The sequence below is a fragment of the Okeania sp. KiyG1 genome, assembly GCF_014132355.1.
In the GTDB taxonomy this organism is placed as follows: domain Bacteria; phylum Cyanobacteriota; class Cyanobacteriia; order Cyanobacteriales; family Microcoleaceae; genus Okeania.
On the sequence record NZ_BLZO01000033.1, the window covers coordinates 39933 to 62473 of the forward strand.

The 22541-nt window shown below is 35.2% G+C and carries 18 protein-coding genes and 1 pseudogene; 8 read left to right on the forward strand and 11 right to left on the reverse strand.

All coding sequences use genetic code 11. The annotated features are described in order from the left end of the window. Positions 1–290: 290 nt before the first annotated feature. Entirely contained in the window at positions 291–884 is a 594-nt protein-coding gene (gene recR / locus SAGCYANO_RS05155) for a recombination mediator RecR (RefSeq protein WP_202219152.1), read from the reverse strand. A 267-nt stretch (positions 885–1151) separates the two neighbouring features. Between recR and SAGCYANO_RS05160 the strand changes: the two genes are divergently transcribed. From SAGCYANO_RS05160 to SAGCYANO_RS05170, 3 genes are all read left to right on the forward strand, one after another. After that, a complete protein-coding gene (locus tag SAGCYANO_RS05160; RefSeq protein WP_237395819.1) occupies positions 1152–1676 on the forward strand; it encodes a hypothetical protein in 525 nt (174 codons plus the stop codon). Positions 1677–2355: 679 nt separating this feature from the next. After that, a complete protein-coding gene (locus tag SAGCYANO_RS05165; RefSeq protein ID WP_202219090.1) occupies positions 2356–2616 on the forward strand; it encodes a glutathionylspermidine synthase family protein in 261 nt (86 codons plus the stop codon). Between the two features lie 138 nt (positions 2617–2754). Continuing rightward, positions 2755–3882, forward strand: a complete 1128-nt coding sequence (locus SAGCYANO_RS05170) for a glutathionylspermidine synthase family protein (protein ID WP_202219091.1) — start codon at positions 2755–2757, stop codon at positions 3880–3882. 548 nt (positions 3883–4430) lie between these two features. On the opposite strand, the gene SAGCYANO_RS05175 is transcribed toward SAGCYANO_RS05170, so the two are convergent. The 3 genes from SAGCYANO_RS05175 to SAGCYANO_RS05185 form a co-directional block, all read right to left on the reverse strand. Further along, complete coding sequence (locus SAGCYANO_RS05175; protein ID WP_202219092.1) at positions 4431–4790, reverse strand: hypothetical protein; 360 nt, start codon at positions 4788–4790, stop codon at positions 4431–4433. Between the two features lie 561 nt (positions 4791–5351). Then, a complete protein-coding gene (locus SAGCYANO_RS05180; RefSeq protein ID WP_202219093.1) occupies positions 5352–5528 on the reverse strand; it encodes a hypothetical protein in 177 nt (58 codons plus the stop codon). A 378-nt stretch (positions 5529–5906) separates the two neighbouring features. Further along, the gene (locus SAGCYANO_RS05185) at positions 5907–6176 is read right to left on the reverse strand and encodes a hypothetical protein (RefSeq protein ID WP_202219094.1); all 270 of its coding nucleotides are present in this window, start codon (positions 6174–6176) and stop codon (positions 5907–5909) included. Positions 6177–6262: 86 nt separating this feature from the next. Between SAGCYANO_RS05185 and SAGCYANO_RS05190 the strand changes: the two genes are divergently transcribed. Then, complete coding sequence (locus tag SAGCYANO_RS05190) at positions 6263–6538, forward strand: hypothetical protein (protein WP_237395820.1); 276 nt, start codon at positions 6263–6265, stop codon at positions 6536–6538. Positions 6539–6664: 126 nt separating this feature from the next. On the opposite strand, the gene SAGCYANO_RS05195 is transcribed toward SAGCYANO_RS05190, so the two are convergent. The 6 genes and pseudogenes from SAGCYANO_RS05195 to SAGCYANO_RS05225 all read right to left on the reverse strand — a co-directional run bounded on the left by SAGCYANO_RS05195 (position 6665) and on the right by SAGCYANO_RS05225 (position 13894). Further along, the gene (locus SAGCYANO_RS05195) at positions 6665–10732 is read right to left on the reverse strand and encodes a CHAT domain-containing protein (protein WP_202219095.1); all 4068 of its coding nucleotides are present in this window, start codon (positions 10730–10732) and stop codon (positions 6665–6667) included. A 330-nt stretch (positions 10733–11062) separates the two neighbouring features. Further along, a complete protein-coding gene (locus SAGCYANO_RS05200) occupies positions 11063–11284 on the reverse strand; it encodes a hypothetical protein (protein WP_202219096.1) in 222 nt (73 codons plus the stop codon). A gap of 86 nt (positions 11285–11370) precedes the next feature. After that, positions 11371–12153, reverse strand: a pseudogene (locus SAGCYANO_RS44160) (Rpn family recombination-promoting nuclease/putative transposase). 24 nt (positions 12154–12177) lie between these two features. Next, positions 12178–12399, reverse strand: coding sequence for a DUF2283 domain-containing protein (locus tag SAGCYANO_RS05215; RefSeq protein WP_202219099.1), 222 nt, complete (start codon positions 12397–12399; stop codon positions 12178–12180). A 473-nt stretch (positions 12400–12872) separates the two neighbouring features. Further along, positions 12873–13430, reverse strand: coding sequence for a DUF4384 domain-containing protein (locus SAGCYANO_RS05220; RefSeq protein ID WP_202219100.1), 558 nt, complete (start codon positions 13428–13430; stop codon positions 12873–12875). A 38-nt stretch (positions 13431–13468) separates the two neighbouring features. Further along, positions 13469–13894: a hypothetical protein gene (locus SAGCYANO_RS05225; RefSeq protein ID WP_202219101.1), complete on the reverse strand. Its 426-nt coding sequence runs from the start codon at positions 13892–13894 to the stop codon at positions 13469–13471. A 220-nt stretch (positions 13895–14114) separates the two neighbouring features. On the opposite strand from SAGCYANO_RS05225, the gene SAGCYANO_RS05230 reads away from it, so the two are divergent. After that, the gene (locus tag SAGCYANO_RS05230) at positions 14115–14510 is read left to right on the forward strand and encodes a hypothetical protein (RefSeq protein WP_202219102.1); all 396 of its coding nucleotides are present in this window, start codon (positions 14115–14117) and stop codon (positions 14508–14510) included. Positions 14511–15168: 658 nt separating this feature from the next. On the opposite strand, the gene SAGCYANO_RS05235 is transcribed toward SAGCYANO_RS05230, so the two are convergent. Then, the gene (locus SAGCYANO_RS05235; RefSeq protein ID WP_202219103.1) at positions 15169–17064 is read right to left on the reverse strand and encodes a serine/threonine-protein kinase; all 1896 of its coding nucleotides are present in this window, start codon (positions 17062–17064) and stop codon (positions 15169–15171) included. Positions 17065–17384: 320 nt separating this feature from the next. Between SAGCYANO_RS05235 and SAGCYANO_RS05240 the strand changes: the two genes are divergently transcribed. From SAGCYANO_RS05240 to SAGCYANO_RS05250, 3 genes are all read left to right on the forward strand, one after another. After that, entirely contained in the window at positions 17385–18017 is a 633-nt protein-coding gene (locus SAGCYANO_RS05240) for a hypothetical protein (protein ID WP_202219104.1), read from the forward strand. Positions 18018–18092: 75 nt separating this feature from the next. Next, positions 18093–18527, forward strand: a complete 435-nt coding sequence (locus tag SAGCYANO_RS05245) for a hypothetical protein (protein ID WP_202219105.1) — start codon at positions 18093–18095, stop codon at positions 18525–18527. A 552-nt stretch (positions 18528–19079) separates the two neighbouring features. Next, entirely contained in the window at positions 19080–20585 is a 1506-nt protein-coding gene (locus SAGCYANO_RS05250; RefSeq protein ID WP_202219106.1) for an MBOAT family protein, read from the forward strand. Positions 20586–22541 lie beyond the last annotated feature (1956 nt).

The following is a 22541-nucleotide window of genomic DNA, read 5'->3' on the forward strand; positions in this document are numbered from 1 at the left end:
CTTTCTAAGGGGGATTTAGGGGGATCATAGTTGTTATTTTTAAGCCATAATCTTTCTGCTTGTCACCTATAACCCCTAACTCCTAACTTCTAACTTCTAACTTCTAACTTCTAACTTCTAACTTTTGACTTCTGGAGATCCCCCCTAACCCCCCTTGAAAAGGGGGGAACCGGAAGTCCCCCTTTCTAAGGGGGATTTAGGGGGATCATAGTTGTTATTTGTAAGCCATAATCTTTCTGCTCGTAACCTATAACTTCTGACTTCTGACTTCTGACTTCTGACTTCCTAAACTACTCCAATTCCCGCCTTCCCTCCAACGCACGCGCCAAAGTCACCTGGTCAGCATATTCTAAATCTCCTCCCATAGGCAAACCAAAAGCAATGCGCGTTACTTTTGTAAAAGGTCTCAACAACTGACCAACATATAAAGTAGTAGTCTCTCCTTCCACACTCGGACTAATAGCAATAATCACTTCCTGAATATTTCCCTGACTAACTCGCCGCACCAAAGCTTGAATAGTCAACTGTTCTGGACCAATACCATCCATCGGCGAAATGACTCCCCCCAGAACATGATATTCACCCTTATATTCTCGTGTTTTCTCCAAAGCAATAAGGTCGCGGGAGTCAGAAACCACACAAATAATTTCCTTGTCTCGCTGAGGGTTACGACAAATTTCACAAATAGGTTCAGCAGATAAATGGAAACATTTCTCACATAAACCCACTTTTTTCCTCGCATCAACCAAAGCTTGAGCTAAAGCTTGAATTTCCGCTTCCGGGCGCTTAATAATATGTAGTGCCAGACGTTGTGCTGTCTTCGGGCCAACTCCAGGCAACATTTGTAATTGTTCAATTAATCTGGCTAAAGGTCGAGTATAAATTTTGGACTTCCTCCGATTCAGTTATCAGTTATCAGTTATCAGTACCAAGTAATGTTTGCGCAGCATGACCTAGGAAAGCATCCAGCTTGATACACTGAAGTTTTTCTTTTCATTCCTTTAAAAGGATAGGCTTGAGACCTTATTTTTTACTCACAACCTGCTATTTGATTTTAGCGATAAATAGTTTTACTCTCAGAAAAAATAAATATTATCAATTCTTACTTTCTAACTTCTAACTTCTAACTTCTGACTTCTAACTTCTGACTTTTGACTTCTAACTTCGTTAAGGCGATCGCTCATGTAAACCAAATATTACAATTTGAGGGCTTTTCCAGATTGAGCAGCTATCGTGGAAAAAGTAGTAATCATCCTAAGTCCATGAGTGAGACAAGAAAAATTAAGAGAACTATTATTATTTCTTTAGTATTAATCTCTTCAATTTCCATTACAGCTTGTACATCTCGTAAGCGTCGGGAAATCTATAAAAGTCTCGAAGACTGTCGTCGAGAATGGGGAGGGGTGGAAAAATGCGAACTGATAACCGATAGCAGTTATCCACCTGGGTATTATTATGGTCCCTACTACTATAGTTCTGGTAGTTCTAGTAGCAGAATGTACTATTATCGAAACAGCAGTGGTAGCTATCAAGCAGTTCCCAGTAATGCAGGTATTTTCAAAAGTCCTTCGGGAAGGTCTACAACTTCTGTAGGTACAGTCAATAGAGGTGGTTTTGGTAGTAGAGGTGGTAGAGGCGGTAGTAGTTTTGGCAGTAGAGGTGGTGGTAAAGGTTGATATAGCAGAAGTTTCAAGTCAAAAGTCATCTTAAAAGTCAAAAGTCAAAAGTCAAAAGCCAAAAGTTTAAAGTTTAAAGTCAAAAATTTACCGTTTTTCTCAAAAATATGTTCCGGAACAGTTTGCGGAATTATTTCGCAAGTCTTGGGAACGGAAGGAAGGAGGAAAAAGGAAGAAGGAAAAATCTTGTGTTGTATGAGTTTTAAGCTTTTGATATGTCTGCCTCCTTTGCTTCAACATTTAAAAGTCAAAAGTCAAAAGTTTAAAGTCAAAAATTTACCGTTTTTCTCAAAAATATGTTCCGGAACAGTTTGCGGAATTATTTCGCAAGTCTTGGGAACGGAAGGAAGGAGGAAAAAGGAAGAAGGAAAAATCTTGTGTTGTCTGAATTTTAAGCTTTTGATATGTCAGCACCCTTTGCTTCAACATTTAAAAGTCAAAAGTCAAAAGTCAAAAGTTTAAAGTTTAAAGTTTAAAGTCAAAAATTTACCGTTTTTCTCAAAAATATGTTCCGGAACAGTTTGCGGAATTATTTCGCAAGTCTTGGGAACGGAAGGAAGAAGGAAGAAGGAAGAAGGAAAACCTTGCGTTGTGTGAGTTTTAAGCTTTTGATATGTCTGCCTCCTTTGCTTCGACTACTATAAAATCCTAAATTAAAATTCAAAAAATAAAGTAACAAATGAAACGGATAAATATTGAACCTCGTGCCAACTGGCAGCAGAAATGTGAAGCGGTTGGCTTTCACTTTTATAATATGTACGGAGAACCATACTGGGATGAGACTGCTTGCTACTATTTCACCGCTTCACAAATAAATAAATTAGAAGCAGCAACTCAAACTCTACAAGAATTATATATTGAAGCGGCAGAGCGCATTATTCACGAAAACCGTTTTTCTCAAAAATATGTTCCGGAACAGTTTGCGGAACTATGTCGCTAGTCTTGGGAACGGAAGGAAGAAGGAAGAAGGAAGAAGGAAAAGCTTGTGTTATCTGAGTTTTAAGCTTTTGATATGTCCGCCCTCTTTGCTTCAACTGCTATAAAATTAAAAATTAGAATTCAAAAAATAAAGTAACAAATGAAACGGATAAATATTGAACCTCGTGCCAACTGGCAGCAGAAATGTGAAGCGGTTGGCTTTCATTTTTATAATATGTATGGGGAGCCATATTGGGATGAGACTGCTTGTTATCATTTCAGCACTTCAGAAATAAATGAATTAGAAGCAGCAACTCAAACTCTACAAGAATTATATATTGAAGCGGCAGAGCGCATTATCAAAGAAAACCGTTTTTCTCAATTATCTGTTCCGGAACAGTTTGCGGAATTATGTCGCCAGTCTTGGGAACGGGATGACCCCAGTCTTTATGGTCGTTTTGACTTTGCTTATGATGGTGTCAACCCACCGAAGTTATTGGAATACAACGCTGATACACCGACTGCACTATTGGAAAGCAGTGTGGTGCAGTGGACTTGGTTGGAGGAAATGTTTCCGGAAGCAGATCAGTTTAATTCCGTGCATGAAAAGTTATTGGCAGCTTTTGTGGAAATGAATGGTTTGGCAGGGGAGACTTTATATTTCAGTTGTGAAAGAGAGACTTTGGAAGATTTAGGAACGGTTGAATATTTGCGAGATTTGGCAATTCAAGCAGGATTAAATACTCAACATATTTATATAGATGATATTGGTTGGAGTGAAGATTTAGAAGTTTTTTGCGACCTGGATAATCAAATTATTCGTCATTTATTCAAGTTGTATCCTTGGGAATGGATGATGCGGGAAAATTTCGGGAAATATCTATTATTAGAACCCATGAATTTAATCGAACCTGCTTGGAAATTAATTTGGAGTAATAAGGCTATTCTGCCTATTCTTTGGGAATTTTTTCCATACCATCCTAATTTATTACCTGCCTATTTTGACTCGGTCAAATTATCTCATCCCTATCTGAGTAAACCAGTTTTTTCGAGGGAAGGTGGAAATATTACTGTTTATTTTGGAGATAGAGAATATCAAACAGAAGGAATATATGAAGATGAACCTTTAATTTATCAATCCTATTATCAATTGCCGAATTTTGATGGTTATTATCCAGTGGTTGGTGCTTGGGTTATTGGTGGAGAAGCGGCTGGTATTTGTGTTAGGGAAGATAGGGAAATTGTGACTCAAGATTTGAGTAGATTTGTGCCTCATTATTTTACATGAATTATCAAAAAGTAGTTGTTTGTTATAGTGCTACGCGCAAGGCAACAGACAACAGACAACAGGCAACAGGGGAATACAAAAGGGTTTGCTGCTTCTATAAAAAATTAGGCGTTGGTAATTGGTAAGATGATTTTCTACTAGGGGTCATTTCAGTTATCAGTTATCAGTTATCAGTACCTCCGACTAAAGCCGGAGGCAAGAAAATTCTGAACTGAATATTCTCTTGGTCGATTGGATATGGCGAGGGGACCTCGCCATCCCTCAACCGCTTTTTCATCCCCTTAAAAGGGGAGGCTTTGGACCTCATTTTTTGGTAATACCCATAACTGACTCTAGTAAAATATTTAGAGGTATCAGAAACAGACTGCTCTTAAAGTTTCATCTCTTGATCTATCAACGTCATTTCAGTTATCAGTTATCAGTTATCAGTTATCAGTAAAAAAAATTATTAGCAAAAGGATAATTCCTATAACATCCACCTACTTCCTGCTCCCTACTCCCTCTTTTGGAGGAGATGTTTAATTGTTGAATTACCACATATCACCTAATTAATTTATTAACTCTTCAGCACAAATCTCTCCAATTTCTATTAATTCTTCTGGCGTTTCCTCGTTTGCTGCTTTGTTCATTAATTTCCGAAATTTTTCTAAGGTATATTTAGATTGAAACTGATTCAGGGTACAATCACATAGTATTTCCGCTTGTTCTGTTGATAATCCTTTTGTCACAGCATTAATTTTACAACTTGCCTGATAAGCCTCTGCAAAATCTTGAGGATATTCGTTTTGAGATAGTAATTTGGGAGTTTTACTTTTGGCTTCACTTACCAGTAAATTACAATAAGTTATACTTACCAAGGTGAATAAAAAAGCAGTAATTAAAGATTGTTGTTGGCAGCTAATTTTCATTCTAATAATTAGTTCTTTGTTAGACAAGTTAAGAGAGGATAAAACAGAAGATAAAATATATTTGATGATGATTACTTAAAGCTAAGTTGTGTAAAATATTTGATAATTAGGAAACAATTTTTTGATATTTTATATATGTTCAGTAACCTATATCGATTATTAATAATTGCTGTATTTTTATCTATAAAACTGAGGAATTTTTAGAATAAATTTTAATTAGAAAATGGGGGAGGCGATCGGGTAATAGAAAAAATAAAATATTTCTCAACTATCTTAACCTCATCCCTAAATTATAGTCATTAACACTAAGCTATTAGTCCTTAATTTTTTTTCTAGATATTAAGCAAAAATCAAGTCTAGTTAATAAACTTAATTAATATACAAAACCCTATGATATTGTCAATTTATCTTTTTATTTTGGGTTTAAGATCCTGCCTTCTACAAGGTATTTAAAACTGCTTGGGGTTTGTAGATACTAAGTAGATTGTCGAAGATTATCCCCATCCACTTTTTCCTTTTCCCTTCTTCCTTCTTCCCTCTTCCTTCTTCCTTCTTCAATACTTAATCTAACCAAATTTCCCACCAAGAGCCAGAGTTAGATTCCGATGACTTTACCTCTTTAATCCTATTAATTCTTTCCCCTTGATGAATCTTACTCGCCGCTTGTTCGGCTGCCTCTTCTTTACTTTTGGCTTCGACTATTATATCCCTACGATTAAGAGTGACACGATATTTCATATTTTTTTTTCCTCATATAATCTACAATACGAACTTTACCATAATTTGATAACATCATATAGATAAACCGGATTTATGTCACCAAAAACCCGGTTTTCCAACTATTATTAGTTTGTTATCTGATTTTTTCTATATCTGAGATAGGGGCAGATTTAAGCATAAATATTTCTGTTAAGTGGAACATTATCGATCTAGAAATATACCCCTACAGTTTTTTATCTTTTCTTTTGCGGGTTTAATACCCAAACGTCAATGGGAGTGCTTAAAATTCCTTGGGGTTATAAGACACGGAGTGGGGTGTCGAAAACTATCCATAAGTAATTATTTTCCCTTCACCATAGCTGCCTTCTTCAAGAGAATAATCATCTGGACATGATGTTAAACAGGTTTAGTTAAGTTAGAACAATAACTATCATTTACTACTAAAGAATTAATATTTATAGGTTCCATATCTGATGATTCTGGTATCCACCGATTTGTAGGATGAAATACTACTTTTTTACAAACAACCTGAGTATTGCTTAAAGACGCATAATCCCAAGTAAAAATTTCTGGGTCTCTAATATTGGCATTAGCTGGCACTTTAACTAATGCACTTAACAAGACTAACTCCAGGGTGATTAAAGCAATAATTGCGTATTTTAACATAGACCTCCTAAGCTGATGCGTGTGAATAATTAATTTTCAGATAATAGTTTGATTATCATTTAGATTATCTCATAATTTTTCTGAGAGTGTCAAGTCAGTTATCAGTTATCAGTTATCAGTTATCAGTTATCAGTTATCAGTTATCAGTTATCAGTTATCAGTTATCAGTTATCAGTTATCAGTTATCAGTTATCAGTTATCAGTTATCAGTTATCAGTTATCAGTTATCAGTTATCAGTTATCAGTTATCAGTTATCAGTTATCAGTTATCAGTTGTCAGGAGAGAAGAAAGAAGAATGACAGAAGCAAGAAAAAAGAAAGAATCAAGAGGAAGAAAAGGAGAAAGTTTTTTTGACCGCTAATTATCCGGACATGATATTACTGAATGATTAAGGATTAAAGGTTATTCTTTGAAGAAGAAATAAAAACAAAAATATTTTCGCTAATCCTATTCCTTTTAAGCAAAGGTAATTATTAATTGTTGAATTTTAATTTTTAAATTCCCTGCCAACACATACCCACGCACCCCAAAAGTAACGTGCTTGTAAAGGATAATTTTTTTCGTCCCATCGATCCAATAATTCAGATGATTTGTTCTGCCAATACGACCTACTTTCTTGAAGAATTTTTTCACCTGTGGGTAAAGCTTCTAATTCTGTTCTTGTAATTGTTTTGATATAAATTTGTGCCTCTTGCAAAGCTTGTTGACTGGATAATTTTTTCTGCTGCATATTAGTAAGAAAGCGGTTCATTAATAGAATCGAAACTTGAGCTGGAACAGACCACAAACTCATAATTAAAAGTCTAGCTCCGGCTGCGGTAAATGCACTGCGTAATCCTTTGACTCCTTCTCCAATTTTCACATCTCCGACTGCTGTTTCACAAGCAATTAAAATGATCAATTCATTTGCCCATAAATCTAAACCTGCTACATCTAAAGCAAATAGAATTCCTTTGTCTGCTTCTTCAGGAATTTCTCTTCCGAAAAGCCAAGTATTTGCTCCTGCTAATGCTAATCCCGAACGCCATAATGGATTTTTTTCAGCTTTTATTTGATGTAAACGAAAACCCGATCCAATAAACTCTCCCCTTTCTAAAGTTGGTTGGGAGGGATTATCAAACTCCCCCCTTTCTAAGGGGGGTTGGTCTTGTTCTAAAAAGAAACCATGAGTTGCCAGAACTAATTTTTTCGGACATTTACTATTTGTTAAATGAGTTTTTAAGGCATCATTTTGTAATAGAGGTTTGACTTTAAATTCAGCAGCAACAGCTTGGGCAATTTCTCTAGTCATAGGAACAGGTAAAAATGGTTTTTTATCCTTTTGTCCGAAGGTTTGAATAATTTCACTTTTCAGGGAATTTAAGTTAATAGATAAGTCTGTTTTTTCCTCTAGAGTTGTGGGAATTTCTAAGCCCCCCTTACTAAGGGGGGTTGGGGGGATTTCCTCCTTACTAAGAGAAGTTGGGGGGATTTCTTCCTTACTAAGAGGGGTTGGGGGGATTTCTACAGACAAATCAAAATTCGGATCGGCAATAACTAAAGATTCCGAAGCGATACGTTTGGGCTGATTTTTATGTCGTAATAAATCTCTAGCTGCTGTTAAATAGGTAATTTGATATTTGTCAATAAATAAGTGATTATTTTCTCCATATACGGGTAAAATTTCAAACGGAATTAGGGTTAACTTGCCGTCGGGACAAATAAATAATTGTTCGCCTTGTAAGTATTGCTTTAGAGGTTCAAAAACTGTGGTTGTTAATTCAACAAATGAATTTGATGGATTTGACGCTTTAGATGTTCCTAGTTTTACTTTTTTCGTAACTAAAGCTAAATTTTCTAGGTTGACTGGGGAAATAGTTTGACGCACCTGGCTAATTAAATTATCAATTTTTTCTGCTGCTCCTAAGTCAATCATCTGCACTTTTTCTGGTTCTTTTGCAGGTAAGATAAAGGCAAGATAACGAGGAGTTTGATATTTATTGGTAGTAAAGTCATAGACAGGAAAATAAGCAAATTCAATTAAGGTACTATTTTCCGGTAATTCTGAAGCAACCTCTTGGCGATCGACTAATTGATTTTCCAGGTTCATTTCTGGCACTTCAGCAGAGAGCTTTTTTTGTACAGTTTCGACTTCAACATATAGTTCATTCAGGAGTTCTTTATTAGCTTCGAGGCGAGATGAATTTTTGGGTAGGTAAAGAGAAGACTGCAAATTAACAATTTGTTTCCATAGAGAACGATACTTTTCAAAAGAGTCTTGGAGGTGGGGGTAGCGATCGCTATTCATTGCTGAATTAAAAGCTGCATCAGCGGCGTTACTGATGGCTTTACGTTTTAAGACTAAATCTAAAGCGGTGTGAATAACATCTAATTTTTCTGGAGATTCTTCTAGGGGATAAAAGTATTGATAGACGAGGGAAAGTAAGTTATATTGTGTGATTCTAATGTTGTCTAGGAAAAGCATTCTGTCATTTTCTGAACTGCCTAAAAATTCCTGACTCATTAAGCGATGTTCTACTTCTGTAGCTTCTTTGAAGTATTTTAGAGATTCTTGATAGCGGTTAGTTGTAGCACATACTCCAGCTAGGTTGTTTAAGCTACGAACCAAGTCAAAATGGCCTCCAGTAAACAAACGTTTAGTTATGGCTAAAGCATTTTGGAAAAGAGCTTCAGCTTCACTATATTTTTCTTGAATAAAATATAGCAAACCAAGGTTGTTTAAGTTGCTAGCTACATCAGGATAGTCTCCAATCAATAAATGTTCATAAATATCTAAAGCCTTTTTTAAAATATGTTCAGCTTCACTATATTTTCCCTGATTAAGGTATATCAAACCTAGGTTGTTTAAGGTAGTAGGCAAATAAGGATGGTTTGTTTCAAACAAACGTTTATAAATAGCTAAAGCATCTTGAAAAAGAGGTTCAGCTTCACTATATTTTCCTTGCTTATCGTACACCGTAGCGAGGTTATTTAAACTGCGAGCTATATCAAGATTGCCTATTTTAAAGAATGGTTTATAAATCTGTAAAGCCTTTTTGAAAATATTTTCAGCCTTATCATATTTTCCTTGATTCTTGTAGAGCAAACCTAGGTTATTTAAGGTAGTAGCCACAACAGGATGGTTTTCGGTAAATAAACGTTCATAAATAGCTAAAGCATCTTGAAAAAGAGGTTCAGCTTCACTATATTTTCCTTGATTATTGTAGAGCATAGCTAGATTGTTTAGGCTAACTGCTACATCAGGACGGTCTGTTTTAAACAGACTTTTTCTCATGGCTAAAGCCTTTTGGAAAAGAGGTTCAGCTTTACTATATTTTCCTTGATTGCTGTAAAGCATAGCTAGGCAGTTTAAGCTAGTAGCTACATCAGGATGGTCTGTTTTAAACCAATGTTTATAAATAGCTAAAGCCTTTTGGAAAAGAGGTTCAGCTTCACTATATTTTCCTTGATTATTGTAGAGTAAACCTAGGCCGTTTAAGCTAGTAGCTGTCTCAGGATTGTCTTCACCAAATAAACGTTTTCTCATAGCTAAAGCCTCTTGAAAAAGAGGTTCAGCTTCAATGTATTTTCCTTGATTATTGTAGAGCAAAGCTAGGTCGTTTAAGCTAGTAGCTACATCAGGATGATCTGTTTCTTTAAACAAATTTCTTCTCATCGCTAAAGCATTTTGGACAAGAGGTTCAGCTTCAGTGTATTTTCCTTGAATAAGATAGATTAAAGCTAGGCCGTCTAAGCTATTAGCCACATAAGGATTGTCTCCATTAAACAAACGTTTTGTCATTGCTAACGTCTCTTCATAAAGAGGTTCAGCTTCACTATATTTTCCTTGAGAATGGTAGAAAAAAGCTAGGCTGTTTAAGCTATTGGCAACATCAAGATGGTCTGTTTTAAACAAACATTTTTTCATAGCTAAAGATTCTTGAAAAAGAGGTTCAGCTTCACTATATCTTTCTTGATAATAGTATAGGTAAGCCAGGTTGTTTAGGCTATTAGCAATATCAAGATTTTCTGTTTTAAACAAACGTTTTCTCATAGCTAAAGATTCTTGAAAAAGAGGTTCAGCTTCAATATATTTGCCTTGATTATTGTAGAGCAAAGCTAGGCCATTTAAGCTAGTAGCAAGAAGAGGATGGTCTGTTTTAAATAAACGTTTATAAATAGCTAAAGCATCTTGAAAAAGAGATTCAGATTCACTATATCTTTCTTGATAAGAGTATAAGTAAGCTAAGTTGTTTAAGCTATTAGCAACAAGAGGATGGTCTGTTTTAAATAAACGTTTTATCATAGCTAAAGCCTCTTGGAAAAGAGGTTCAGCTTCACTGTATTTTCCTTGAGAATAGTATAAGTAAGCTAGGTTGTTTAAGCTGTTAGCTATTTCAGAATTTTCATTTCTCCAGATTTGTCTAGCTAAATCTAAAGATTGTTTAGCTAATTCAATAGCTTCATCGAATTGACCTTGTTGTTTTAGTAGATTAATTCTTGCTTTTAAACTAAAGTAAGTTGCTTGTTCCCCTACATTTGAAAAAAAATCACCTAACTGTTCAAATAAATTCATTTTTGTTACCTCTTTTTATATGCTGATGCTTCAATAATAATGTTGTAATTCTAGTTTTTAAACCTAAAAGCAGGAAACCCAACATTTTTTATCAAAAGTAATGCAGTGGCGAACGGGTGAATATGTCGAGTATATGGCAAATAAAAAATCAGACTATTTCTGCTTCTGCTATTAATTCCTGAGCAAAACGAGTTTTTTTCAAATCATCAATACCAAACATAGCTTCTAACTCCTGACGACTCATTTCTGGTAATTTTTCTAATACAATAGTCTGGAATACGGGAAATAATTTGTTGGGTTTTGTTGCCTCAACCCAACCTACAGTTTAAGTTAATTCAAATTAGCAATAGCTTGTCGTACTTGCTCAACTTCTAACTCTAAAATTTCGGCAATTTCTTCAACAGAAAAGCCTTTTCTTAATAAACTAGGAATAACTTCCAATTTTCCTTCTATTTTTCCTTCAGCTTTGGACTCTGCTATTAATTCCTGAGCAAAACGGGTTTTTTTTAAATCATTCATACTAAACATAGCTTCTAACTCCTGACGACTCATTTCTGGTAATTTTTCTCATACAATAGTCTGGAATACGAGAAATAATTAGTTGGGTTTTGTTGCCTCAACCCAACCTACAGTTTAAGTTAATTCAAATTAGCAATAGCTTGTCGCACTTGCTCAACTTCTAATTCTAAAATTTCGGCAATTTCTTCAACAGAAAAGCCTTTTTTTAACAAATTAGGAATAACTTCTATTTTTGTTTCTGCCATTAATTCCTGAGCAAAACGAGTTTTTTTCAAATCATCAATACCAAACATAGCTTCTAACTCCTGACGACTCATTTCTGGTAATTTTTCTAGAACAATAACTGACAATAGGTTCAAAAGTTGTAACCGATCATTTTCCTCGGTAAACTGCTGTTTGACTCGATTAATTAATACGGTTACTCTCTCCAAAAATTGTTTCTTCCTTGCTACAACTAATTGAACAATCTGTACGCCTAAAGGAGTTGTTTCACTCACTTCTAATTCATTCAAATAGATGCGTTTGACTAGGGGAGAATCTAAAAAGGGTTGTACAGATTCTCTTTGTCTTTCTGTCGGTTCCATACTACGACCTTTCAGTTATCAGTTATCAGTTATCAGTTATCAGCTATCAGCTATTAGTTGTCAGTAACTTTCACTGAAGTCATAAAACTGAAATACTGAACTTTATTCTCTTCATACTTTTAAAATGGGAGCTTTGCAGCTTGATTTGTTATCAGTATCTTGAGGTAAAAATACCCCGTCTATTCTAAAAGCTGTCTGTTTTAATTCTACTGAATCAAAACGATAATCGTTGGGGTTTTCTGATAATTCTCCCCACAACTGAAAGAAGGTTTCGGGTAAGTCTTGGAAAATTCGATAAAATATATGGTCAGTTTTCATTCAGTCAATATTCTATTTATCGTTCTAGTTTTTAACAGTTAATAATCTGCCTTGCACAGATTCTAAGATGGAATCTCTAATAAACGCACTGGCATTAATAATTTCGATACCAATTAACTCCCCTGTTTCATTCAATTCTGCCGTAATATTAGGACTAATTTCTACGCTTCTTACTTCTGGTTCATTAGTCAGAGTTAAATGCAGAATATCCTCTTTTTCAAAATAAGTCATTTTGGCTTTATTCATAAATTGTAAATCTCCCATTGTTTAAACGAAATTTTATTTGTTGACGAGTTGTAGCATGAACAGTTATCGGTGTAATAGAATTTTCAGAACTTTCATAAGAAATTACAACTAAATCCCGATTATGTTTACCTACAACTATTTGGTTTCCTGTTACTGTATCGTAATATCTTTCTCCAGAAAATCAGACAATTCTTTCAAGCTGCTGTAATTCAAACCCTCTTAAATTAGCTCGATACTTCATATAATCTGTCCAGATAATTTCTCTCATAAAATAGTTGAGCAAACTCCTTAATTCGATAAAATATATGGTCGGTTTTCATTTTGTATTAAGTTGAGTGAGAAACCGGGTTTCTCTTAACGAAGTCAGAAGTCAGAAGTCAGAAGTTATTTTTGTAACGGAGATGCGTGAGCAACTCTCCAAAAATATTGCGCCTTAAAAGACGGGGTTTTAGACTCATATTATTTTGATAAATTTAGGCTGTAATTAAATACTTATATCGCATCAATTGACAATTATTTTTATTGACATGATTCAACAAACTTGCTAGATGTTCTGTTTGTAATTCTAGTGGCTCATCTTCAGGTTTAGGTAGCCAATCTAATTGCGGTTTTTCTTGACTAAAAACGGCGATAATTTCTTCATATCCAATGGGTGGTTGAACAACAAAAGGATCGTCTTTATCTTTCGGTAAAATTAATGTTCCCCAAGACACAGGAAAAGTCGGACTTAAAAAAGAAGGTGCTATACAATAAATTTCCCCAGAAGCAAATTTTTCAGTCACAATTAAATAGCCAGAATTATTCAGTCTAAATTGATAATTAATTTTACTCCCAACTGAAAATGATGGGCAATTAGTTTGTGGGTTTGGATTCCATTGACTATTGCCTATTCCTAGATGAGACGCATTAATTTCAGAGGTAGATTCTTCAATAGAAATATTGCTACTATCTTCTGATGAGTCAGTTTTTTCAATGGAAATATTCGTATCATCTTCTGATTTTCCCCATAATGCTTGCCAAATTTCGCTCATAATAATTCTCCTGATTTTCTCAGTATGATTATTTAATTTTAGCCTATTATTTCTAGTGAAACATCGGAATTATTTTCAGCTTTAGTCAATAATTCTTGCCAAAGCTCAGTAGTTTTTTTAGGTGCAATATTTTTTATATATTCAGGAAAAATTTCTGCCTCTAACCATTTTCTAACACCTTGCCTAGTTTTCTGATATTTTCCATTGGTATTATTTTTGTCTTTGCAATTAAAACCATGTTCTATTAAAGCTGGATAGATTGTTTTATTCCAACAGTCTTTCAGAGTACTCTCCGAAAATCCATAGTTATTTTTTAATTTATCCTTTAACTCTTTCGAGTATTTTCGTTCATTTTCTGATAGTAATCTTTCTTTAAAAGCAATTGCATCGTTACCAGACAAATGCAACTCCTTTACCATCCGATCGAGAAGTTGATTTTCCCAGTGTTCATAAGATTTATTCATCGGTATCAGTATTGGTGAAGTTATTTTGAGCAAAATATAACAAATGTATTTATTGAGCGTCAATAGTTATCTACAAAAATCGATATTTTTCTATATAATTCTCTTTGTTCTATACATATTTATCCTATCCAGTTGTTAATCTAAAAAATCGATTTTTATCTACACCATTATTAAATAAATCAAGCTAGCATTTATTTAGAGAATAAAAATATCTAAGCACATGGAAAATCCAATCAACAAGAAACAGGAAAAACACATCATGCTACCTTTATCTCAAGAGCAAATTGAACTGCTGAAAAAACAGGCAATTGAAACTTTTGTTAAAGCTGCAAATGCAATATTTATTGTCGCTGTTATTATTAGTCAAACTGGTATTGCTAAAAGTTCATTGATTAATGTTGTGTTCAATATTAATTTAAAAACTAATGTAGTTAAACCTTGTACGATGACTGTTGAAAAATTTGTTGTGAAGGGAAATAAAGATAAATTATGGTTTGATGATTTGCCAGGAATTGGGGAAGATAAAAAGATTTTAAATAAGAAGTTTTATAACTGTCCTAATACCAATTTGAAAAAAGAATGCTATGAAAAGTGCCTATTGATCGGGTATGCTTAAAAATAGTGGGTATCGTTCATTAAAGAATAGTTATTTCTATCGTTTTTACCTTTTTTTCAATATTTCCTCCTTCTTCCTTCTTCCTTCTTCCTTCTTTCTTGCTTCTACTATTTGTAACAAACACTTATCAAATTGGTATAACCTTTGCTTCGACTGCTATGCTTAGGGTTTGCTGAAAAAGTTTTATGAGTGAGGGTAGGAGACAGGAGACAGGAGACAACCCACCCCTCGCCCCTCCCCTCCCAACCCACCCCTAACCCCGACCGTGGAGGGGAGGGGAAGACAGGAGAAATGGGAATGAGCGAGGAGGTAGGAGCTAAGTTTTGTCCCTTAATTTTTCTGCCCAACTATGCGCCTAAAATACTAACTTTTTGAGCGTTTTAGACGTGATACCAGGTACTTTTTAAAGGCCCCAAAAAGGCACTTTTCTTTATCTGTAAATGCTTTTATATTTAATCAGCAAGCCCTACTTATGCAAGACTTCAATGATTAAGTAATTAGTAGAATTCAATAACTTTAAGAGCGATTATTAGGCAGTAAGTGTATATTATTCTTCTGTTTACTACTACCCTACTACCGGGCCAATGCCATTCGCCCCTACCACCCTACTACCGGGCCAATGCCATTCGCCCCTACTACCCTACTCCCCCTTCTTCCTCTAATACCTACGATTTATTCTATCTCTAGCAGCTACTCTTAAAGTATATTCCATAGGTTGAGATGAATTAGAAACAACTACAAATTGATAATAACCAGAAGTTATAGTTTTACCCATCCATCGATTTATATTTCGATCTTCTATTAATGCTCTAGACCTATGACGATCGTTTTCGGGAGGATAAATAGATAAGAAAACCTCTGGAGAATTACCTCGTAACCTGACGCGTAAAATTTGGTCTGCTTGTATCCATGCTAAATAAATTTTACCTTCTCCTGGTTGTAAATTACCATTCACAACTTCTCTAGATGAACCTCGTGTAAAACTAATTTCTTCTAAAGATTTTCTACTTTGTAAAGCTTTCATTGTATCAGTAGCGATCGCTTGCCAAATTTGACCCATGGGTAAACCTATTATGTTTTTTCCACGGGGTTGTTCTGAGAATAAATAAAAAAATCGAGCATCGGTTAGATCGTTAAAAGCTGTACTACTAATATTTAATCTACTAAGTTGAGACTTCCATCGATAAATATCATCTTTACTATAATTTCCTAATCTACGACGAGCATCTAAACTTAGTGTTTCTAGTTTGTTAAGTAACTGGTTTGCTATTTCATACCACCGCCACTTCCATAATTTATCTTCTGAAGTTTCATCGCTCAAAGTTTGCCCTTTTTTTTGAGGATATTTAGCGTAGAAAAAGTCATCTACTAAGGGGAAAAAGAAAGATTCTTCAATGCCCGCTTTTTGGAGGCGATCGCTCAATTCTTTGGGTTTCTCATTGACAATTTTTTCTTTTTGATTAGAGTTGTATTCTAACCAAAAATTACCAGCTACCCAACCTATTCCTCCCATACTAAATATGGTTACTAATACTAATAAAATTGTTGACCAAATTGAAAATTTTTGAGTGTTATTAGTCGCAACTGGAATTTGGGAAACTGGTGTTGTTGTCACATTGGAGATTTGATCTGCAGTAATAGGTTGAGTAGAAATGATATTTGGCGCTGCTTGGGTAGCTGCTAGGTCAGTACTAGAAGCAAAATTTTCAAGCTCTGCTATCACTTGACCAACTGTGGAATAGCGATCGCTTGGTTTAGGAGCTAACATTTTATCTAGCACGTTACCTAAACTTGGACTAATGCTAATTTTCTTGCGCCAGTTAAAGGTTAAGTTGTGAGGGTCTATCAAAAAAGAGGGTTCTTCTCCCGTCAGTAATACTAAGACTGTTGCTGCTAAAGCATATAAGTCGCTGTTGGCATTTATCATTCCTAGTCGCATTTGTTCGTCTGGTGCATATCCGACTTTACCCAACCTTGTCGCTTGGAGCGAAATACCATGAGCATATTCAGACACTACTTTTGTTGCTGTTTCTTTGACTCCACCAAAATCTATTAATACTGGCAGTTTATCGGAGCTTCGCAGAATGATATTATCTGGGGAAATGTCGCGGTGAATGACTCCCAAGTTATGAATATATTCTAAGACTGGTAATATTTGGAGTAAAAATTTTGTTACTTCTGTTTCCTTAAAAAAAGTGCCTTGACGTTTGCGGTTTTCTAGTAAAGCACGATAAGTTTTACCCTGTACATAATCTTGTACTAAAAATAGATATCCTTCTCCATCTAATTTAAAGCGAAACATTTCTCGGAACCCAGGAATTTGTGGGTGTCGCAATTTGTAAAGTACCCCTGCTTCTCGCTCAAATAGTTCCTGGGATTTTTGCAAGGCGTAGCTACCATGTACTTGGGGGGCAAATTCTTTGAGTACACAGGGTTCTTGGAAACGATGGTTATCTTCTGCGAGGTAGGTGCGTCCAAAGCCACCATGTCCCAATTGTTTGACTATTTTATAGCGGTTAGTAAGTATAAGTCCAGGATATATAGGGTTATTCATAAACAGGGATTATGGTTAGTTTGGGTCTAAGTTAGGGTTATTTCATTATATATATTGGCTTCCTACCGTTACAAAAATCGAAATTATCAATTTAGGAGCAAAAAGTCTGGGAAAAATTAATTACGTTAATCATCAGAGATTTTAGAGATTTTAATTAATATATTATCTACATATACGAGCTGATGATGTGACTGTGATAGCGGTCTTAACTAATTACCTTAACTACTGGAATTTTGATCGATAAAGAATTCAGGGGTTTTTAACTGTTGTCTACAATCTGGTATTATCTACAAAAATCAACAAAAGTGAGAGATTATATTTTGGATAAACAAAAATTTATGATGAAAGTTGATATCTGGAAAAATCAGAAATATTATAAATTTTTGGCAGCAACTACTTACAGTATTATTTTCACAATTACATTAACAGTAGTTTTTGTTCTTGCCAATATAATTTTTCCTTATCCTAACATTCCTAATTATGGTAATGATGTTAGTTTAAAGCTAAAATACTTTGCCGAACACAAAGATGAATATAATGCTATTTTCATCGGCCCTAGTACAACTTATAACGGTATAGTACCTCATTTATTTGATAAATTAATGGCAGAACAAAACGTAGAAATTAAATCTTTTAATTTAGGATTTAGTGGAGCAACAGTAGCAGAGATAAACTTTTATTTAAGAAAAATAATTGCTTTAAGACCGGCCAATTTAAAGTGGTTATTTATAGAATACTACGATTATTTAATTGAAGAGCTAGGTGATGCAGATTCTTTCAGAAGTATATATTGGCATACTCCCAGGCAAACTATCTTAGCTTTAGGTATAACTTTGGAACAAGAAAAACCTTTGCGAAAAAAGTTTTATAGTGCTTATGGTAATTTAAAAGTCTATTCTATAGAACTTTATGGATGGGTAGATTTTCTGATTTTTGGTCAGAAAAAGTCTTAGGTTATAATTTAGTTGAATTTATAAAACAACCATACTCCAAACTGTTGATACAAGAATCTGGATATTCTGCTTCAGATGGGAAAAAAACCTGCTAAAAGTGAGATTGGTCGTCGGCAAAGATTTTTAAATAATTTAGATGATTATTATCAAAGGGTAGATAAGTTGAAGCAAAGGAACACTGCATCAATTAATTTCTCTAAAACTTATAGCTTGAAGGTTCTCAAAAATATGTGCGATCGCATCGAAGAACAGGGAATTAAGCCCATTCTTTTTATATCTCCAACTTTGGAATATCAAGAATCAACAGCAATCGAATTGTATAAACGGTACAATAAATCGGCAGTTTTTGCTTTAGACAATCCCGAAATTTTCCCTACTTTATATCAAGTTGAAAGTAGATGGGGTTTCGCGCACCTAAATGACAGAGGTGCAAGGGAATTTACTCGTTTTATGGCAGAACAATTTGCTCAATATCTTGAAACAGAAAAATCAGGAATCTATCCTTTTTAACGAAGTCAGAAGTCAGAAGTCAGAAGTTATTTTTGTAAGGGGGATTTGAGCAAGGTTCCAAAAATATTTCGTCTTAAAAGGTGGGGTTGCGCGACTCAATCCTGTTTGATAAACATTTGATAAACATTAAAAATGATTTTTACATAATTTCGCTTCCTGTTTTTCTTACTTACCGAAAAATTAATAATTAATAAATTTTAATTCAATAATTCAGCTTTATTAGCCGACCCTTTCAAGCGGAAAAAGAAATAATATTTCCTCACATTCAATTCCGTAAAGATTTTAACCATAGGTAATTATCCATTATCTATTAATGAAAGTTTTCTGTATCTATAAAATGCTGTAAATGTTATAATTTTAAAGAGTGATAGATTATATATTGGATAGACAAAAATTTATGACAAAAGTTGATATATCGAGAGATTCAACCCACCCCTAACCCTCCCAGGATGGGAAGTAGGGGATTTGAGCTTCGCTCCAAAAATATTTCGCCTTAAAAGGTGGGGTTGCGCGACCCAATCCTGTTTGATAAACATTTGATAAACATTAGAAATGATTTTTACTGAATTTCGCTTCCTGTTTTTCTTCCTTACAGTTTTCTGTATCTATTGGATATTAAGCGAACACCAACATCGTAAAATTTGGTTACTCATTTGCAGCTATATTTTTTATGGCGCTTGGAATTGGCGCTTCTTATCTTTAATGTTGGCTTCCACAGTCATCGATTATATCGTTGGTTTGATGATATCTAGACCGATAATTGATGATGCTAATTCAGATTGGGAAACTAAGGAAACTGATAAAACGAAAAACTTTGATTGGAACAACATTGCGTCCAAACCTATAGACTCCCGACAACGCCAACTATGGCTAGTATTAAGTTTAATAGGCAATCTTGGTATCTTAGGATTTTTTAAGTACTATAACTTTTTCACTGATTCAGCTGCTAATTTTCTCAATTTTCTCGGTTTACCTATAAGTTTTCCGATTCTACAAATTATTCTACCTGTAGGAATTAGCTTTTATACCTTTCAAACCCTCAGCTACTCTTTAGATATTTACCGAGGTAAACTCAAACCAACTAAAAACTTTTGGGATTTTGCCTTGTTTGTCAGCTTTTTCCCCCAATTGGTTGCTGGACCTATTGTTCGTGCTGCTATCTTTTTACCTCAGTTATTGACACCGAAAACATTTAGTCAAGTGGAGGTTAGGAGTTGTTTGATGCTGTTTCTGGTAGGATATTTTAAGAAAGCTTGTATCGCAGATAATCTTTCTCTTATAGTTGATAAGTATTTTGCTAATCCAGAGATTTATACAGTAGCGAGTGCTTGGATCGCTGTAATCTCTCTGAGCATCCAAGTTTACTGTGACTTTTCTGGATATTCAGATATGGCGATCGCATCTGCTGGTTTACTAGGCTATAAATTACCTTTAAATTTCAACTTTCCTTACTTTGCCAGTAACATCACGGAACTGTGGAAACGCTGGCATATTACTATGTCTAGTTGGTTCCGAGACTATCTTTATATTCCTTTGATGAGAAGGCGGGAAAAGAAAGATAGAACCAGTATATTTTCTTATAGTAATCTTATCTATACTATGCTGGTAACGGGACTATGGCATGGTGCAGCTTGGCATTTTGTGATTTGGGGAGGACTAAATGGTATAGCTTTAGCGGTACATAAAGAATGGTCAATATGGGTATCTCCCTACAAGAAATTACTACCTGTCAGAAATGCTCTAGGTGTTCCTTTAACGTTTTACTGGTTTAGTGCTTCTGGAATCTTTTTTCGCAGTGAAGATTTTTTTAGTGGCTTAACTATTGTCAAGTCTTTTGTCTTGTTTAATTCTCCTGGTACTGAAAACTTAGGACTTCAAGCTGGATGGATTTTTATACCTTTAGTATTTTTACATTGGGCAGCATACAAAAACTGGTTTACTAACTGGTGGCGTATAATTCCCAATTGGAGTTTTGCAGCTATTTATGGAGTTTGTGTCTCTGCTATTTTACCTTTAGTTAGAGTTGCTCATCAACCTTTTATCTACTTCCAATTCTAAGTTTCAAGGTCATTTCAGTTATCAGTACCTCTGTAATAAGAACGGAAGAAAATACGGAATTCTCTTTCTGAAGCTCCGGAGTGACTGCTTTGTTTCCTCAACTGCTCTGGTGTTAAAGTCAATTTATCTGCTTTTGTCATTTTATGAAGCACTACTAATGTGAGTGGTGATATTTTCCTTCTGTTGCGAATGTCGCAATAGTCGTTTCATTCTGTGAAGCTCCAAAATGATTGTGTTGGTTCCTCAACTGGTGAGGTGTTAAAGTCAATTTATCTGCTTTTGTCATTTTATGAAGCACTACTAATGTGAGTGGTGATATTTTCCTTCTGTTGCGAATGTCGCAATAGTCGTTTCATTCTGTGAAGCTCCAAAATGATTGTGTTGGTTCCTCAACTGGTGAGGTGTGAAAATCAATTTATCGGCTTTTCCCATTTTGTGAAGCTCCTGTGGTGATATTTTCCATTTGTTGCGAATGTCGCAATAGTCATTTCATTCTGTGAAGCTCCGAAGTAACTACTTTGTTTCTGCTAACTGGTGAGGTATGAAAACAATTTATCGGCTTTTCCCATTTTGTGAAGCACTCCGAATGTGAGTGGTGATATTTTCCTTCTGTTGCGAATGTCGCAATAGTCGTTTCATTCTGTGAAGCTCCGGAATGATTGTGTTGGTTCCTCAACTGCTGAGGTGTGAAAATCAATTTATCGGCTTTTCCCATTTTGTGAAGCTCCTGTGGTGATATTTTCCATTTGTTGCGTATGCCGCAATAGTCGTTTCATTCTGTGAAGCTCCGGAATGATTGTGTTGGTTCCTCAACTGCTGAGGTATGAAAATCAATTTATCGGCTTTTCCCATTTTGTGAAGCACTCCGAATGTGAGTGGTGATATTTTCCTTCTGTTGCGAATGTCGCAATAGTCGTTTCATTCTGTGAAGCTTCAAAATGATTGTGTTGGTTCCTCAACTGGTGAGGTGTGAAAATCAATTTATCGGCTTTTCCCATTTTGTGAAGCTCCTGTGGTGATATTTTCCTTCTGTTGCGTATGCCGCAATAGTCGTTTCATTCTGTGAAGCTCCGAAGTAACTACTTTGTTTCTGCTAACTGGTGAGGTATGAAAACAATTTATCGGCTTTTCCCATTTTGTGAAGCACTCCGAATGTGAGTGGTGATATTTTCCATTTGTTGCGTATGCCGCAATAGTCGTTTCATTCTGTGAAGCTCCAAAATGATTGTGTTGGTTCCTCAACTGCTGAGGTGTGAAAATCAATTTATCGGCTTTTCCCATTTTGTGAAGCTCCTGTGGTGATATTTTCCATTTGTTGCGTATGCCGCAATAGTCATTTCATTCTGTGAAGCTCCGAAGTAACTACTTTGTTTCTGCTAACTGGTGAGGTATGAAAACAATTTATCGGCTTTTCCCATTTTGTGAAGCACTCCGAATGTGAGTGGTGATATTTTCCTTCTGTTGCGAATGTCGCAATAGTCGTTTCATTCTGTGAAGCTTCAAAATGATTGTGTTGGTTCCTCAACTGGTGAGGTGTGAAAATCAATTTATCGGCTTTTCCCATTTTGTGAAGCTCCTGTGGTGATATTTTCCATTTGTTGCGTATGCCGCAATAGTCGTTTCATTCTGTGAAGCTCCGGAATGATTGTGTTGGTTCCTCAACTGCTGAGGTATGAAAATCAATTTATCGGCTTTTCCCATTTTGTGAAGCACTCCGAATGTGAGTGGTGATATTTTCCTTCTGTTGCGAATGTCGCAATAGTCGTTTCATTCTGTGAAGCTTCAAAATGATTGTGTTGGTTCCTCAACTGGTGAGGTGTGAAAATCAATTTATCGGCTTTTCCCATTTTGTGAAGCTCCTGTGGTGATATTTTCCTTCTGTTGCGTATGCCGCAATAGTCGTTTCATTCTGTGAAGCTCCGAAGTAACTACTTTGTTTCTGCTAACTGGTGAGGT